Annotated in this window: 16 protein-coding genes, 1 tRNA gene and 1 pseudogene; 2 read left to right on the forward strand and 16 right to left on the reverse strand. The window is 52.1% G+C overall.

The features are described from left to right. Positions 1-19: 19 nt before the first annotated feature. Together MTP43_RS04610 and MTP43_RS04615 are read right to left on the reverse strand one after the other, a co-directional pair. A complete protein-coding gene (locus MTP43_RS04610) occupies positions 20-724 on the reverse strand; it encodes a zf-HC2 domain-containing protein (RefSeq protein ID WP_006573567.1) in 705 nt (234 codons plus the stop codon). After that, the gene (locus tag MTP43_RS04615) at positions 717-1,202 is read right to left on the reverse strand and encodes an RNA polymerase sigma factor (RefSeq protein ID WP_008818014.1); all 486 of its coding nucleotides are present in this window, start codon (positions 1,200-1,202) and stop codon (positions 717-719) included. The genes MTP43_RS04610 and MTP43_RS04615 overlap by 8 nt, the downstream gene beginning before the upstream one ends. Positions 1,203-1,460: 258 nt before the next feature. Between MTP43_RS04615 and MTP43_RS04620 the strand changes: the two genes are divergently transcribed. Then, a complete protein-coding gene (locus MTP43_RS04620) occupies positions 1,461-2,636 on the forward strand; it encodes an IS110 family transposase (protein ID WP_005928045.1) in 1,176 nt (391 codons plus the stop codon). Between the two features lie 500 nt (positions 2,637-3,136). Here MTP43_RS04620 and MTP43_RS04625 read toward each other — a convergent pair. The 12 genes and pseudogenes from MTP43_RS04625 to MTP43_RS04680 all read right to left on the reverse strand — a co-directional run. Then, positions 3,137-3,265, reverse strand: a pseudogene (locus MTP43_RS04625) (Maff2 family mobile element protein); the annotation flags it as partial. A gap of 137 nt (positions 3,266-3,402) precedes the next feature. Next, positions 3,403-5,184 (reverse strand): VirD4-like conjugal transfer protein, CD1115 family, encoded by a 1,782-nt coding sequence (locus tag MTP43_RS04630; RefSeq protein ID WP_249235114.1) that lies wholly within the window; start codon positions 5,182-5,184, stop codon positions 3,403-3,405. Further along, complete coding sequence (locus MTP43_RS04635) at positions 5,181-5,639, reverse strand: PcfB family protein (protein ID WP_249235115.1); 459 nt, start codon at positions 5,637-5,639, stop codon at positions 5,181-5,183. Before MTP43_RS04635 ends, MTP43_RS04630 begins: the two co-directional genes overlap by 4 nt. Positions 5,640-5,668: 29 nt before the next feature. Continuing rightward, entirely contained in the window at positions 5,669-6,115 is a 447-nt protein-coding gene (locus MTP43_RS04640) for a DUF3846 domain-containing protein (RefSeq protein WP_249235116.1), read from the reverse strand. A gap of 123 nt (positions 6,116-6,238) precedes the next feature. Next, complete coding sequence (locus tag MTP43_RS04645) at positions 6,239-6,685, reverse strand: hypothetical protein (protein ID WP_249235117.1); 447 nt, start codon at positions 6,683-6,685, stop codon at positions 6,239-6,241. A 9-nt stretch (positions 6,686-6,694) separates the two neighbouring features. Then, positions 6,695-7,117, reverse strand: a complete 423-nt coding sequence (locus MTP43_RS04650; protein WP_249235118.1) for a hypothetical protein — start codon at positions 7,115-7,117, stop codon at positions 6,695-6,697. A gap of 63 nt (positions 7,118-7,180) precedes the next feature. Next, a complete protein-coding gene (locus MTP43_RS04655) occupies positions 7,181-8,107 on the reverse strand; it encodes a ParB/RepB/Spo0J family partition protein (RefSeq protein WP_249235119.1) in 927 nt (308 codons plus the stop codon). Next, positions 8,064-8,897 (reverse strand): ParA family protein, encoded by an 834-nt coding sequence (locus tag MTP43_RS04660; RefSeq protein WP_249235120.1) that lies wholly within the window; start codon positions 8,895-8,897, stop codon positions 8,064-8,066. The genes MTP43_RS04655 and MTP43_RS04660 overlap by 44 nt, the downstream gene beginning before the upstream one ends. Next, complete coding sequence (locus tag MTP43_RS04665; protein WP_249235121.1) at positions 8,897-9,793, reverse strand: DUF6017 domain-containing protein; 897 nt, start codon at positions 9,791-9,793, stop codon at positions 8,897-8,899. Before MTP43_RS04665 ends, MTP43_RS04660 begins: the two co-directional genes overlap by 1 nt. Then, entirely contained in the window at positions 9,756-10,010 is a 255-nt protein-coding gene (locus tag MTP43_RS04670) for a hypothetical protein (protein ID WP_005924919.1), read from the reverse strand. The genes MTP43_RS04665 and MTP43_RS04670 overlap by 38 nt, the downstream gene beginning before the upstream one ends. Then, positions 10,007-10,267, reverse strand: coding sequence for a hypothetical protein (locus tag MTP43_RS04675; RefSeq protein ID WP_117530052.1), 261 nt, complete (start codon positions 10,265-10,267; stop codon positions 10,007-10,009). Before MTP43_RS04675 ends, MTP43_RS04670 begins: the two co-directional genes overlap by 4 nt. 397 nt (positions 10,268-10,664) lie before the next feature. After that, positions 10,665-10,738: transfer RNA gene (locus tag MTP43_RS04680), tRNA-Arg, on the reverse strand. A 402-nt stretch (positions 10,739-11,140) separates the two neighbouring features. Between MTP43_RS04680 and MTP43_RS04685 the strand changes: the two genes are divergently transcribed. After that, complete coding sequence (locus tag MTP43_RS04685; protein ID WP_113621336.1) at positions 11,141-12,538, forward strand: TrkH family potassium uptake protein; 1,398 nt, start codon at positions 11,141-11,143, stop codon at positions 12,536-12,538. Positions 12,539-12,643: 105 nt separating this feature from the next. Here the strand turns inward: MTP43_RS04685 and pepT are convergent, their stop codons facing one another. Together pepT and MTP43_RS04695 are read right to left on the reverse strand one after the other, a co-directional pair. After that, positions 12,644-13,861, reverse strand: a complete 1,218-nt coding sequence (pepT, locus tag MTP43_RS04690; RefSeq protein ID WP_015536845.1) for a peptidase T — start codon at positions 13,859-13,861, stop codon at positions 12,644-12,646. 254 nt (positions 13,862-14,115) lie between these two features. Then, a complete protein-coding gene (locus MTP43_RS04695) occupies positions 14,116-15,195 on the reverse strand; it encodes a 6-phosphofructokinase (protein WP_005924931.1) in 1,080 nt (359 codons plus the stop codon). Positions 15,196-15,451 lie beyond the last annotated feature (256 nt).

Here is a 15,451-nt window from a genome sequence, read left to right on the forward strand (position 1 = left end):
GGCTGGGTTTGCTATCTGCTCACGGCAATTCACTCTCATTGATAGGAATTGCTTCAAGTTCCGTATTCAAATTGTTCCAATAAGAGCCGATATCCGCACTTGTGAAATACTTAAAACCGCCTGCTGCTGACTTCAATTCGCCGTTTTTAACTCCATAGCAGGCGTAAATCAAATCGTAGCTTGTTCCATCTGAGAGGTTAAATCTAAAGCTGGTCACAGCTGCTCCGGCAGTTTCCTCAGTTGTTTTGTCTTTTAAGGATAAGCCCTTGAACTTATCATACAGGGTCTTTATATCATTTTCAGCAACAACTACTTTCTTTTCTGCTGATGCAGGCACTTCGTCATAGTGGTACATTTCAACGCTTTCGACATCTTCAACCTCAAATGGGAAGTCGATTTTGACAGGCTCATAAGCAATGTTTATAGGTAACAGAAAGAGAGCTGCAAAAATTGCAATGATACAAAGAGCGATGGAAACGAGAACAGCAATCGTTATCTTTTTTTTGCCTCTCTGCTTTTCTTTTGCCTCATGGCGCATAATAACGCTTTCGCTTTCTTCGTGAAGAACATCTTCGTTCGTGTGAGAAAGCAATTTCTGATAAATTGCGTTACAGTCAGCACAGGCGTTCAAATGCTCTTTTACCATCTCTGCGCTTGCTTCGCTGCAAGCACCGTCAACATACAGCGGAAGAATATCTCGAACAATATCGCATTGTTTACTCATGCTTTTCATCCATCCTTTCTTGAATTTTTAGCTTTGCACGATGATAAGTAACTCTCGCCCATGATTCTGTTTTTCCAAAAATTGCAGCGATTTGTGAAAAAGATAGTTCCCCGAATACGCGAAGCTGAAAGACTTCTTTGTATGGTTCTTCCAAACGGTGAAGAACGAGGTGTATGCGGAACGCCATGTCAGAATCTGCAACTGAGTTCTCAACATTTTCATTTGATGGCAAGTCATTGATTTCACTCACATCAGCTACTCGCTGACGGCTTCGCATTTCATCATGGTAAAGATTTTTTGCTATGGAGCAGAGCCATGTCAATTCATCTGACTTACCTTTGAATTGTGATGTTGTAGAAACAGCCTTATAGAATGTGTTCTGCGTGATTTCCTCTGCTATCTCACGATTTTTGGCAAGAGAAATAGTATACGAGTATACCTGTAAATAGTAGGCTTTATAGAGCTTTTCATAGTCCATACTTGTCATCACCTCCTCGTATTATAAAAGAGTAGTATTTATAGACCGCTCTCCAGCGGTATGCTACACTGTATGGGATGCTGTGGATTGGTGAACACCTCCTACCGCAAAGACGGTTTGACGAAGGCTCCAACCACAGCTTCTTTGTTGAAATGTTAATCAGTTAGATACCGCCAGACGGTTTATTTAGAACGAGGTTACAAGAGCAAAGAAGTCTGTGGTCCTAAGCAGCATTGAATAATATAACGGAGGTATAAAATGGTCTGTGTCGGAATTGATGTTGCCAAAGATAAGCATGACTGTTGCATTCTCGATTCGGAAGGAACGACCCTTGTCGATTGCTTTACCATTCCCAACAACATGGATGGTTTCAAAAGTCTGCTACAAACAATCCAAGACTGTTCTCAAAAATCAGACAAAATAAAAGTAGGGCTTGAGGCTACCGGACATTATAGCTACAACATCCTTGGGTTTCTTCTTGACAATGATCTGCCCGTCTATGTCATGAATCCCTTGCATACCAACCTGTATCGAAAGAGCCTCAGTCTTCGCAAAACTAAAACCGATCGTGTGGATGCAAAAACGATTGCAACTATGCTGTTGTCCGATGTAGACCTCAAGTCCTACACAGATACAGCATATCACAACGAAGAACTAAAGTCACTCACGAGATACCGATTTGATAAAGTTCAGGAACGCGCTAAACTAAAGCAGTCGGTGTCCAGATTGGTTACAATCCTGTTTCCGGAATTGGAACAGCTTGTTTCGTCTATCCACGGCACTTCAATCTACGCACTTCTCAGTGAGTATCCCGGTGCAAAGCAGATTTCAGAAGCTCATCTGACCAGATTAGCTAATATTCTCGTGAAAACATCCAGAGGCCATTACCGAAAAGATAAAGCTACTCATATCCGAGATGCAGCCAGAACATCCATTGGTTCTGTTATGCCTGCTAAGTCTTTGGAATTAAAGCACACCATTAAGCTCATTCAAGAACTTACCTCCGAAATCAATGAAATTGAAGATGCCATTCGGAAAATCATGGATGAATTGAAACCGCCGATCCTTTCGATTCCCGGAATGGGATTTCATTCTGCTGCGATGATTCTTGCAGAGGTAGGGGATTTTTCGAATTTTAACTCTCCTGACAAAGTTTTGGCTTATGCTGGATGTTCTCCCTCCACATACCAGTCAGGAAAACTCACAAACTGCTATGCACACATGGAAAAGCGTGGCTCTCGTTATCTTCGATACGCTCTTTACACTGCAACCAAATACGTCTGTTACTGGAATCCCGTTTTTACTGAATACCTTACCAAAAAGCAAGCTGAAGGCAAGCACTACAATGTTGCCCTATCTCATGCCACAAAGAAACTCGTACGACTGATTTACGCTTTGCAGAAGTCCGGTAAAGCATATCTTGCCGTCACTTGATTTTCTCCAGAGCCTGAGTTAAACCTAAGAACAACTTAGCTGGCGCAGCGAACCCTTGACAAACCGAAGCATTCAAATGCTATTCTGTTTTTGCGAGGGTTGGCTGGGCTTGCTTTGCTGTTCTCTCCGTCACCCTCGCTACTCCAAGGCCAGCATTTGAATGATGTTTGTCATGGGCAGCGGATGGTTGGCGGATTTTTTCATTTTAGGGCTTGACTTTTAATAGTTAGTCTTCAGCTTCATAGGTTAGACGGAGAAATCGGAATTTCGTTACAAAGAAGTTTGAAATTTTTATACCTTTACGATACTCTTGCTTTCTGCGGACTATTGGTAGACGCGCATTAACGGCAAGCAAAGAGATTGCTGTGTCAGCTTGATATGTTCAAATGCTAATTAAGTATAGCACACAGCTATGAATTTTTCTATTGCGTTCCCCTGACTTCGGAATAGTGGCAGGGCTGGCTGTCTTTGTTTTGCTTTGTGCTTCTCTACCGTACATGAGCATTTGCGGAGGGGTTATCGCCGCCGTAACCCTCCATCAGGTTGACGGCACCCCACACGCCCAGACCGGCACCCAATGCTACAACCAGAGTCTTCAGAACATCCACTGCGCTGTTAAAGAATTCCATAGAAAAATCTCCTTTGTTTTGAAAAAGTGACCCTGCACACACCTGAAATCCGTTTGCAAAAAGCCGAAAACCACGGCGAAGGCTGATTTTCCGGTGTACCTGTTGGGTCAATGGGTAAAAAATAACCGCTCGTCTTATCAGGCGGGCGGGAGTGAATCGGCATCTACCATGATGAAGGTATCATCCGGGTGGATTTTTTCTTTTCGGTTCAAGAACTTCTCGATATCGAGGGCGTTCTTGGGGTCATAATCGGAGGTGTACTTGTAGTTCGGGTGCTGGGTCAGGTCGTACTTGTCGCTCAAAAATGGGCGCACGCCCCGCAGTTGCAGGATGCACTTGCCGCCATCCAGCACTGCCAGCTCATCCCGGCTCATAAGTTCGTGACCGAGTTTTTGGTAGTTGGTGCCATAGCTTGGGCTATTGCCACGGGTATCGGAATTGTTGTAGCTGTCGATGGTTTCTTTGCCGAGTGCTTCGGCAAGATCTTTCAGAGTGGTCGGCTCGCTGCCGCCGAGAAAAATCTGCGAATCCATGTTGCCCACGATGGTATCCGCATTATCTTTGTAGATGGCTTTCAGCTGGCTGCGGGTCTGCAAAACCAGACACGCCGAGATCTCACGGCTGCGGATGGTGGCTACCAGCTTTTCCAGCTGCGGAATCTGCCCGATGTTGGCACACTCGTCGATCAGGCACCGCACATGGACTGGCAGTTTGCCGCCGTATTGGTCATCTGCCTTATCACAGAGCAGATTGAAAAGCTGGGTGTAGATCATGGAGATCAGGAAGTTAAAGGTACTGTCCGTATCGCTCATGATGAGAAACAGCGCCGTTTTCCGGTCACCCAGCTTGTCCAGTTCCAGCTCATCGTACATGGTGGCATCCCGGACTTCCTGAATATCGAAGGGTGCGAGCCGGGCACCGCAGGAAATAAGAATCGACTTGGCCGTTTTGCCGGCAGCTAGCTTATAAAGTTTGTACTGCCGCACTGCAAAGGATTTTGGTTTTTTCTTACCCAGATCCTCAAACAACAGGTCTACCGGATTCTGATAAGTTTCATCGTCCTCAGATACCTGCATAGTATTCAACATTTCCAACAGTGTTGCGAAGTTTTGCTCCTCAACCGGGGCTTCATAGTGAAGGTAAGCAATCAGCGAAACGAGCAAAAGCCGTTCCGCTTTGTCCCAGAATGGGTCGCCGCCCTGACCCTCACCCTTGGTGTTGGTCATCAGCGCGGTGACAAGTTTCAAAATATCCTTTTCGCTGTGGATATAGGCCATAGGGTTATAGCGCATACTCTTGGAAAAGTTGATCGTGTTGAAGAATTTTAGCTTGTAGCCGTGCTTTAACAGGGCTTCTCCACATTCCACGCCGATACTACCTTTCGGATCTGTAACCACGAATGATACCGGAAAATTCTTGGAATCACATTGCAGCAGATTCGGCTTGATAAAGAACCTTGTCTTACCGCTGCCGGAACCGCCCACCACCAGCACGTTTTTGTTCCGTGCATTCTTGGGGTCCGGTGGGCGGTTGGACATCATCAGGCGTTCTGTTTTGGTGAGGATGATATTGTCCTCGAACTTTGGAGCCATAAACGGCTCAATATCTTTGGGTCCGCCCCACCGGGCAGAGCCGTACTCCATACCGTGACGGTACTTCTTGGCGTTTTTGCTTTTTAGATAGACCGTCAGCCGCATTCCAGCGCCACAGCACAGACCAATGAACAAGTCAAATGGGTGCAGGCTGGGCAGCGGATTGGCAAACGCTGCCGGGATAGTTCCCATCAGCGATACGATTTTATCGCCCAGTTCCTTGCCCACGGCCAGCCGCCATGCTTCACCAAAGTTGGTCGCTACAAGACCCATCAGGATATAGGGCAGATAGAGCGCCAGCAGCTTGGAAAGTTTCTTTTTGCTCATAGCCCGCGCTCCTCCTGCTTGTGCCGCACCTTGTCCGGCAGGCTCGCAACGGACTGCGCCAGATCGTGCAGCTTTGCCAGCACGGATGGACGCTTGGTTTTATCCAGCACCGATGCCGAATATTCCTTGAACGCTGCGCTCAAGGCATCCGTGTCCTGTGCCTTGAAGTAGACCAGATACCGGGGCGGCGTGCAGGACAGGTCTTTCTGGATGGAGTAGTCGATGTGATACCGCTTGGCATAACGGTCAAAGTCCTTAATGCCAGTTTTCTGAATCTCCACATTGGTCACGCCACGGTTCTGCCGTACCAACCGCTTCATGGACTGCTTGCCCTGCGAAGCGTGCTTGTCGTACTGCCGCAACAGAAACTGCATTCCGCGCAGCAGGGTGCGGGCGGACAGTTTTGTGGTCGAGATGGCAAGGTTGACCGTCTTATGCTCGATTTCTTCCTGCATCGTTACCACCTCCTGTGCAGAAAATCGTCTTAGCGGTCATGTTCCACCGGGGGCTTGTTTACGGCCTTTTCTGCGTCATTCTGAACCGATTCATCCGGCACCGGAATGACCATCAGGCGACGCCCCAGAGGGAGAAAAGCTTCGGGTTGATGGAATTCTTCTTCATACTTCTGAGTCAGCTCCGGGGAGAGCGACACAAAATCCTCCTCGCCTAAACCAACCACCAAAAAGGTTCCGGCAACGACGTCATACATCAGCCCGTCCTCGTCCCACAGGGCACGGTTCAGCGGCAGACCCATGAGCTTGCCGTCATCGTTGTAGACGATGGCAACCGGATCTTCAAAAGGATAGCTTGCGCCGATGGAGCCGCCCACCGCCTGCTGCATGGCTTTCAGGTCGTTATCAATCTCGACCTGCTGCGGATACTGTCCCGGTGCAATTTTCAGCACCGACAGAGTATTCTCGTTCTGTTCCATTATCTTCCTCCTCGAATTTGATAGTGATTTCCTGCCCAGCACGGGCGGCGTTCAACAGAGCTGCCACAAAGAAGCCGAAAAAAGCGCCGGCTTCAAACAGCATAAACTCAAAGACAACTCGCATCAGTCAACCTCCGACAGTTTCACACCGATACACCGTTTTCCGTCTTTGTCGTAGAAAAACAGGTGTGCCAGAAGCCAGTCGTCCAAATCCAGCTTCTCATAAACGCTCGGCAGAATAAGGAAGTGATCATTATCTTTCCGACAGAGAAAGGCAGTATCCTCTAGGATGCGTTTACCATCCACAATACGAATCTGCTCCGGCTGATAGCGGATCTGGAAATCCGTAAAAGGAATATTGCAGACCTCGTAGGTGCCTCCATAATACGGAAGCTTTTTCTGCATTTCCGCATCGTAAGGCACATAATGAATGCCCTCTGCGGCACTGATGGTCACAACTTCCGGGCCGTGTTCAAAACCGTATATGCTGGCTTTGATAAGTTCATCAATAACTTCACCATCGGACAGCCCCGGATACATACTCTGAAAAAATTCCGCTCTCGTTGACATAGCGGCACCTCAGTCGATGCAGATGCAGGGCAGCTTCTGGTCGTCAGCCATCAGGGTGATGCTGTGGCTTTCCAGATACTTCTGGAACAGGTAGACCTCATCAATGGTCAGAGAGATGACCCTGCCGTCCATGTTGGTGCGGACAAGAATCACCGGGCCGGTCAGGTAGTGCTTGCCGCCCATCTTCAGCACCTGCGCCGGGTTGTAGCAGAGCAGCAGCGAGGTGTCAGGGAGGTTCAGGCAGGCATCGTCCTCCTCAAAGCAGGGCAGGATGCCGGGAGCCTCGTCCAGCGTGATGACGGTCAGCTCCATATCCGGGGCAATGGCTGCAAGGTAGACCTCGCCGCCCCGGTTTGCCGCCAGTGCAGCGCAGATACGCACATCAATGGTGATCTCTTCGGAGCGGATGGTACGGGTAACGTTGTTTTTCATAGGCTGTTCTCCTTTTGTTTGCAAAAGAAAAAGACCCCATCGGGTCTTTCGTTACGGTATAAGTCAGCGCTCATTCTGCCGCTGCTGTTTGCGCTGCCACTGTTCCAGCAGCTTGATGATGGTGTCCTCCATCTGTTTCGGGGTGTAGCTGCGGGGGAAATACTTCCGCAGGGTGTCATTTTTGATGACTACCTTGTCTAGCTCGTCCTTTTTCTCTTCGCCCATGACTGCAAAGGCAACGTCATACGAGAAGTGCCCTTCCTGCGCCAGCTTTTTGAGCCGCTGCGCTTGAGAAAGGGACGGCGCATTCTGGGTGTCATTCATCGCTTCTAAAAAATCCCGCTGTTGGCTTTCGTCCAGATAGGACAACTCCACAGCGGGATTAAAAGCGATTTTCTTTTCGTCCACCATGTCCAGCAATTCGGGAACAAGGTTGGTCAGACGGATAAACCTTTGAACATTTCGGGCACTTTCGCTGGAGTTTTCCGCAAGCAATTCGTCTGCCCGGAACTTCGTGCCAACTTGGCACGAAGTTAAATCTGACCTAGCACCTTGATTTTTTAGAGCTTCCAGCTTCATTTTGTAGGCGAAAGCCCGTTCGCTGGGCAAGATGTTCTCACGTTGGAGATTGCTGTCCACCATGAGCAAAACAGCGGCGTCATCATCCATCTGACGGACAATGACAGGCAGCGCATCCAGCCCGGCAAGCTGTGCAGCGTGCTGGCGGCGGTGCCCGGAGATGATCTCATAGCCACCTTCCGGGCGTGGACGGGCAATCAGCGGAGAAAGCACGCCGTACTGTTCCACACTTTCCACCGTGCGCTGCATGGACTCATCATCCAAAACCTTAAAGGGATGGTTTTTGAAAGGGAACAATTCCCCAATGGGAATTTGCTGCACCTGTTCTCGCTGCTGTTCCTGCCGGGATTCCTCTGTGGAGAAAATGTCATCTGCCCCTTTCAGCGACACGTTTAAGCTGCCTTTCGGCATTCGCCATCACCTCCCTTGTCAGAGATTTATAGGCTTCTGCCACCTTGCCTTTGGGGTCGTGCTGGAAAATGCTCTTACCCACAGCACTGATCTCCGCAGCGCGGACAGACCGGGGAATGGTCTGGTCAAACACTTTGATCTTGCTGCCGTAAGCACTCCGAATCAAATTGTCGATCTGCTGTCCATAGTTGGTGCGGCTGTCCGTCATAGTCAGCAGGATGCCCTCGATTTTCAGACGAGGGTTAATTTGCCGCCGCACTTTCTGGACGGTCTGCAAAAGCTGTTCCAAGCCTTTCGCAGACAGGTACTGCGCCTGCACCGGAATCAGGGTGGTGTCCGCCGCTGCCAGCGCATTCACGGTCAGCATCCCAAGGGAAGGAGTGCAATCCAGCAGAATAAAATCGTACTCGTGCTTTGCGCCTTCCAGCACCTGTTTCAGCATCTTTTCCCGGTTCATGCAGTTGACAAGGGAAACTTCCAGCCCTGCCAGTTCGATGTTTGCCGGAATCAGGTCAACGCCCTCCGCATGGTGCAGAACGCCTTCACCGGGCAGAATGCTCTGGTCGTTTATGGCTTTCTGCATCAGGGTAGAAAGGGTGGTGGGCAGTTCATCGGGCTGTTGCCAGCCCATGCTGATGGTCAAGCTGCCCTGTGGGTCAGCATCTACCAGCAGAACTTTTTTGCCTTCGGCTGCAAGTCCAACGCCCAAATTTTCACAGGTGGTGGTCTTGCCGGTGCCGCCTTTCTGGTTGACGATGGCAATCATGGTTGCTTTCTTTGAAATTTTCATCACCCCCGCATCGCTAAGTCGTGGTTGGTTTGGTTCTGGTAGGAAAGCTGCATCGTGGTGGGTGCATTATACAGAGAAGCAAGCAGGTATTGTTTCATGTTTCGGATTGGGCTGCTGTTCTCTGCAAGGCACTTCAGCACAAAGTGGATATGGTCAGCGTTCAGCTTCATAAACCGGCTGCGTACCACCTCGGCGGGCTTATCGTCCCCGGCAATGCGCAGCGTCTTGCGGTTGGTAGCGCAGGTGTCCACCAACAAATCTACGATCTGATAGATGGTGTCCTCATCGTCCGGGCAGAGCCGGAGCAGAAGGTCTACCTCCAAAGACTGCGAAAAATATTCTTCCAGTTGGGCGCGTTTGCTCATCCAGTCGTTTTCATCGGAATAGATAGGATCAGTATCGCTTACCTCTGTATTATTTCTCTCAGTCTTATTACATCGTAGTTTGGCCGGGTCTTGAAGCGTATTCTGGACGGTTCCAGAATCGTCATTATCACGATTCATGTAGAGCGTTTTTGACGATTCTGACGAAAAATTCTTCACATAGATGAGGTCGGGCTTGCCCAGCCCCCTCCGTTTGCGTTCAATCAGGCCGTACTCTTCCAGTTCTCGCAGCAGCTTGGTGGCCTTTTTATCGGCACAGCCCAGTGAATCCTGCACCTCCTGCACAGTATAGATGATGAACACCCGCCCAGCTTTGTCCAACCAACCATTCCGGGCTGACAGGCTCATGCGGTCCAGCAGGATACCGTACAGCGTTTTGGCATCTGTGGAAAGCGGTTGGAAGCGGCTATCCTGAAACAACAGCTTGGGAATCCGGTAGAAGGAGAACAGCTCGCTGGACTGCCCATAGAAGTAATCAAGGTCTGCGGTTCTTGTCGGCTTTTTTTCGGGCATAGAGAATATCCCATTTTTCAGGTGTGGAACGGAATACATTGACCTGCTTCTTATAAGGGCAGTGGGCATACAGGCAGGTGCGGAACTTGAAATCAGGTCGATAGTACGGGCACAGCTTGCAACTGTCCGGGGCACGGTCGGAACCTTCGCCAGCGGCGATCACATGGTGCATGGAGTGCTGAACATGGCGCAGAGCTTCGTTTCGCTTGTGGCTCACTTGGCATCACCTCGTTTCTCCAGCGGTGCCATCAGGTCTTTGTAGCAGGGAATCAGCACACAGGGCTTTGCCCGCTTGTAGGGGCACCCTTCGCACTTGCTGGGGCCTTTGGGCGGCTCGATCAGATAGTAGCAGTTCTCTTTGCCGAGAACGCAGCCCTTCTTTCGGTTCTTCCAGAAGAAGCAGTGCCGGCAATCTGCCGGGCGGGAAGCATGGTAGCGGATACCGTCCATCGTGATGGTCAGAACTTTTTTCATCGGTAAACCCTCCTTTGGTGGATTCGGGAAGTTCAGCCCGAAAACAAAAAAGCGCGTTCCTCTTTCTGTTCCGAGAGAACAGCGAGTGAACGCGCTATGTATGGAAAAAAGTGTTTTACACGGTTTCTGGTAGGAATGTGGAAAATAGATTTACACAAATTATCGTGTATTTACATGGATTTACAGAAAAGCGGCTGCCAATTTTAGCAGAGAGCCGGGAAACAGAGTCTAAAAGGTGCTTTATGGGGCTTCATTAGCTGGAAACCTGATTTTATTAGCTGGAACCGAAAATTCTGCTAATGGCATTAGCTGGCTAATTTTGGTGATAGGTTCAAAATGAAAAATGCGAAGATCGTCTTTCACATGGAAAAATGACCTTCGCATTTTCTTAAAGGGATACCCCAGACAGGATTCGAACCTGCGGTCTCCTCCTTAGGAGGGAGGCGCTTTATCCAGCTAAGCTACTGAGGCATATTATGTATTATCGTTGATTTTTTGAAATTCAACGTGCTTGGAAACGAATATGCAGAACGATTTTCACACCGAAGTGACCGACTGCGTTGCAGCCGGAACGGTGTTAAACTTGTTGCATCAAAATTTGTTGAGAAAACCGTGATTCTCGGTTTTGCTTTTGAATAGAGCAATCACTTCTGCACCTAAGGTATCAGGTTGACCGAATTCTTAGGAGGCGGACGCTCTATCCAGCTGAGCTACGGAGACACAGTTCTGCATCCTTGGGGCAGAAAACCCCAAAAATACAGTACCATATTATAATACCGCAACCGGGCTGTAAAATCAAGTTGAACCTGCGGGCAAAATGGTGTATGCTATAAAGGAATGCAAAGCGGCTGCGTGCTGCGCAGGGAGGATGCTATGGAAAAGATAAAAAATATCCGCAAAAAGCTGCGGCACCAGAGGTCGGTCCGGCGGAGAAAGCTGGGACTGAGCACCCCGACCCAGATCATCTGCGTCAGCTTTATTGCTGTCATCGCGCTGGGCACGCTCCTGCTCACCCTGCCCATTGCCAGCAGGCACGGGCGGCTGGATGTGCTCAACGCCATGTTCACAGCCACCAGCGCCACCTGCGTCACCGGTCTGGTGGTGCGGGATACGTGGACGCAGTTCACATGGTTCGGGCAGGCAGTGGTGCTGCTGCTCATTCAGGTGGGCGGCCTTGGTCTTGTTACCCTTACCAGCTTTTTTGCGCTGGCCATGCGCCGGCGCATGGGCTTCCGGGATCTGCGGTTGCTGGGCGAAAGCGTTTCGGCGGACGGCTACGATCAGGCCAAAAGCGTGCTGAAGATCGTGGTGGGGCTGGCAGCGATGTTTGAAGGCATCGGCATTCTGCTGCTACTGTTCGCCTTTGTGCCGCAGTTCGGGCTGGAGGGCGTCTGGATCAGCGTGTTCACCGCCATTTCGGCCTTCTGCAATGCGGGCTTTGACCTCTTCGGACGGTTCGGGGCGTACTCCTCGCTGGTGCCCTATGTCAACAACTACTATGTGCAGGCGGTGGTCATGTTCATGATCATCTCCGGCGGTCTGGGTTTTATGGTCTGGGTGGAGCTGTGCCAGTGGTACCAGAAACGCCGCCTGTCCCTGCACGCCAAGGTGGTACTGTCCTTCTCGGTGATCCTGTGGCTGGGCGGCGCGCTGGGGCTGGGACTGATGGAGTGGAACAACCCCGCCACACTGGGCGGACTGTCGGTGCCCGGCAAGATGATGGCTTCACTGTTCCAGTCGGTATCCACCCGTACCGCCGGCATGAACACCGTGGATCTGGCCTCCTGCGGCACCCTGAGCAAGCTGCTCATGAGCGTGCTGCAATTCATCGGCGCAGCGCCTGGCTCTACCGGCGGCGGCGTGAAGGTGACCACCTTCGCTGTCATCATCCTGACCATCCGCAGCGTGGCGCAGGGACGCGATGACTGTGTGATCGCTGACCATCATATCGAGTCCAAGACCGTCTACCGCGCCCTGACCATTATCGTGCTGGGCGCTGTGGCGGTCATCGGCTCGGCCATTGTGGTGTACTACAACACCTCGGACGCCGTGTCCGTGGTGGATGCCATCTTCGAGTCCTGCTCGGCCTTTGGTACGGTGGGCCTTTCCGTAGGCGTAACCAGCCAGCTGAACAACGGGGCAAAGATCCTGTATATGCTGGTCATGTTCATGGGCCGTGTAGGCCCGGTGGCCTTTGCCATGAGCCTGACCGCCAAACCGGACGACAATAAGCGCAAGATCATGCCGGTGGGGCATATCAACGTAGGTTAAATGAAAACAGGCGGCTGCACAAAGCACTGTGCAGCCGCCGCTTTTATGTTGAACGATAGGGACAGACCGTTTTCACGCTGAAAGTTTTTTCGCAGAAAAAGCAGATCACTCTGCGTACAGGGAAATGATATTCAGCACGATCTCGGTGCAGCGGTCCATCCGCTCCACGGTGGTGCACTCGCACACGCCGTGGAAGTTGAAGCCGCCGGTGCCCAGATTGGGGCAGGGCAGACCCATCCAGCTCAGGGTAGCGCCATCGGTGCCGCCGCGCACGGGCACCTCCACCGGCTCCAGACCGGCCATGCGCACAGCCTTGCGGGCGGTCTCGATGAGGTGGAAGTGGGGCTTGATCTTTTCCAGCATATTGCGGTAGCTGTCCTTGATCTCTACTTCTACGGTGCCTGCGCCGTACTTGCCGTTCAGGTAATCGGCAATGTCCTGCATATTGTCCTTTTTGAACTGCAGCTTGGCGGCATCGTGGTCGCGCAGGATGTAGCCCAGCTTTGCGGTGGTAACGTCGCCGTACATCTGGCACAGGTGGTAGAAGCCCTGACGCCCCTCGGTGGTCTCGGGACGTGCCATCACAGGCAGGGCGCCGTGGAACTCCATGGCAACGTTGGAAGCGTTGATCATGGTGTCCTTGGCAGAGCCGGGGTGCACCGAGAAGCCGTGGATGGTCACAGTGGCAGCAGCAGCGTTGAAGTTCTCGTACTCGATGTCGCCGGCATCGCCGCCGTCCACCGTGTAGGCAAAGTCTGCGCCAAAGCCGGGGATATCGAACAGGTCGGCACCCTCGCCGATCTCCTCGTCCGGGGTAAAGCCGATGCACAGCTTGCCGTGGGGGCGGCCCTCGCGGATGACGGTCTCCACAGCGGTCATGATCTCAGCCACACCGGCTTTGTCGTCTGCACCCAGCAGGGTGGTGCCGTCGGTGGTGATGAGGGTCTCGCCCTTCATGGAGGCAAGGAAGGGGAAGGCGGAGACCTTCATCACCTTGCCGGTGGCGGGCAGCACCACGTCGCCGCCGTCATAGTTCTCGTGCAGGATGGGGTTCACGTTCTCGCCGCTGGCATCCGGGGCGGTGTCCATGTGGGCGATCAGACCCAGCGCGGGCTTTTCCTCGCAGCCGGGGGTGGCAGGCAGGGAACCGTAGACGTAGCAGTGCTCGTCCACACGGGCATCCTCTACGCCCAGAGCCTTCAGCTCCTCCACCAGCTTGTGAGCCAGATCAAACTCCCGCGCAGCGGAAGGATGGGTACCGGACTCCGGGTCCGAGGTGGTGTAGACCTTGACGTAATCAAGCAGTCGTTCATAGGCGCGCATAACAAAGCACACTCCTTTAACAATATTGAAGGACCGCAGCTTTGCGATCCAGCTCTTATCATACCCTGTTTTTCCTGTTTTGACAACCTTTTTTGCGCACTTGGGACAGAAAGCGCAGCTTCAACGGCAAAATTTACCGTAAAAAGCCGCTCGCCAACCCTTTTGCGCTGCCCATAACATAAAAAGAGACACCGGAAAGTCAGCAGACTTTCCGGTGTCTCGCTTTTCTCAGTGTTTCCTCTTGCGGGCAGGGGTCAGCCCAGACAGACGCCCATGCGGCGTGCCACGCTCAGCAGCTCGCAGTTTTCGGGCACATTGCGGGTCTTACCGGCAATGTCTGCCAGACGGTTCTCGGTCACCCGGCGGTTCACCATGGCCACGGTCACGCCGTAGCGCTCCACCTCTACCAGCTGTGCGGCATAGCTGCCGAACTGGGTGGCCAGCACACGGTCGTAGGCGCTGGGGCTGCCGCCGCGCTGCATATGACCCGGGATGCACACGCGGGTCTCCATGCCGGTCTTTTTCTGCACGGCCTGTGCAATGCGGTTGGTGGCGGTGGTGCCAAGGCCGGCCTCGGCACGCTTGGCCATCCAGTCCTTGCGCTTCATGCGAGCTTCCTCGGTGTTGATGGCACCCTCGGCCACGGCAAGGATAGAGAAGTTGGACCCCTTCTTGGCGCGGCGCTCCACGGCCTCGCACACGCGGTCGATATCGTAGGGCAGCTCCGGCAGCAGAATGATGTCCGCACCACCGGCAATGCCGGAGTACAGGGTAAGCCAGCCCGCCTTGTTGCCCATGATCTCAATGCACATCACGCGGCTGTGGCTGCCGGCGGTGGTGTGGATGCGGTCGATGACGTCCGTGGCAATGTCCACAGCGGTGTGGAAGCCGAAAGTCACATCGGTGCCGTAGATATCGTTGTCAATGGTCTTGGGCAGGCCGATGATGTTCAGCCCCTCCTGCGAGAGCAGGTTGGCGGTCTTGTGGGTGCCGTTGCCGCCCAGACACAGCAGGCAGTCCAGCTTTGCCGCCTTGTAGGTCTTTTTCATGGCGGCGACCTTATCAATGTTGTCGTCCTCCACCACACGCATCAGCTTGAAGGGGGTGCGCTTGGTGCCCAGAATGGTGCCGCCTAAGGTCAGGATGCCGCGGAAGTCGTCCTCGTTCATTTCACGGTAGTCGCCGTTGATCAGGCCGCTGTAACCGTTGGCGATGCCCACGATCTCCACGTTATCTCCCATGCGGGCGTACAGTGCTTTTGCAACGCCGCGGATGGTGGCGTTCAGGCCCGGACAATCGCCGCCGGAGGTCAGGATACCAACACGTTTTTTCATTCAAATACCCTCTTTCGTTATCATTCAGGCAAAGCCGAACGGTCCGGCAAAGGGTGCCGGGCTGACCGGGGTCCTACCTTTTTATAGTATTAGAGTATTCCGAAAGGGAAGTGCTGTCAAGAGAAAAACCAAAAATTTACAAGCCTGTGTGCATCGGAAAGCCGCTGCGAAAACTTTTGCAGAAAAACTGAAAAAATGGTTGACAAGCAGCCCGTCGGCGTGTATAATATCCCTTGTCAGCAACGCACGGCGCGGC

This window comes from Faecalibacterium sp. IP-1-18 (assembly GCF_023347355.1).
Classification (GTDB): Bacteria; Bacillota; Clostridia; order Oscillospirales; family Ruminococcaceae; genus Faecalibacterium; species Faecalibacterium prausnitzii.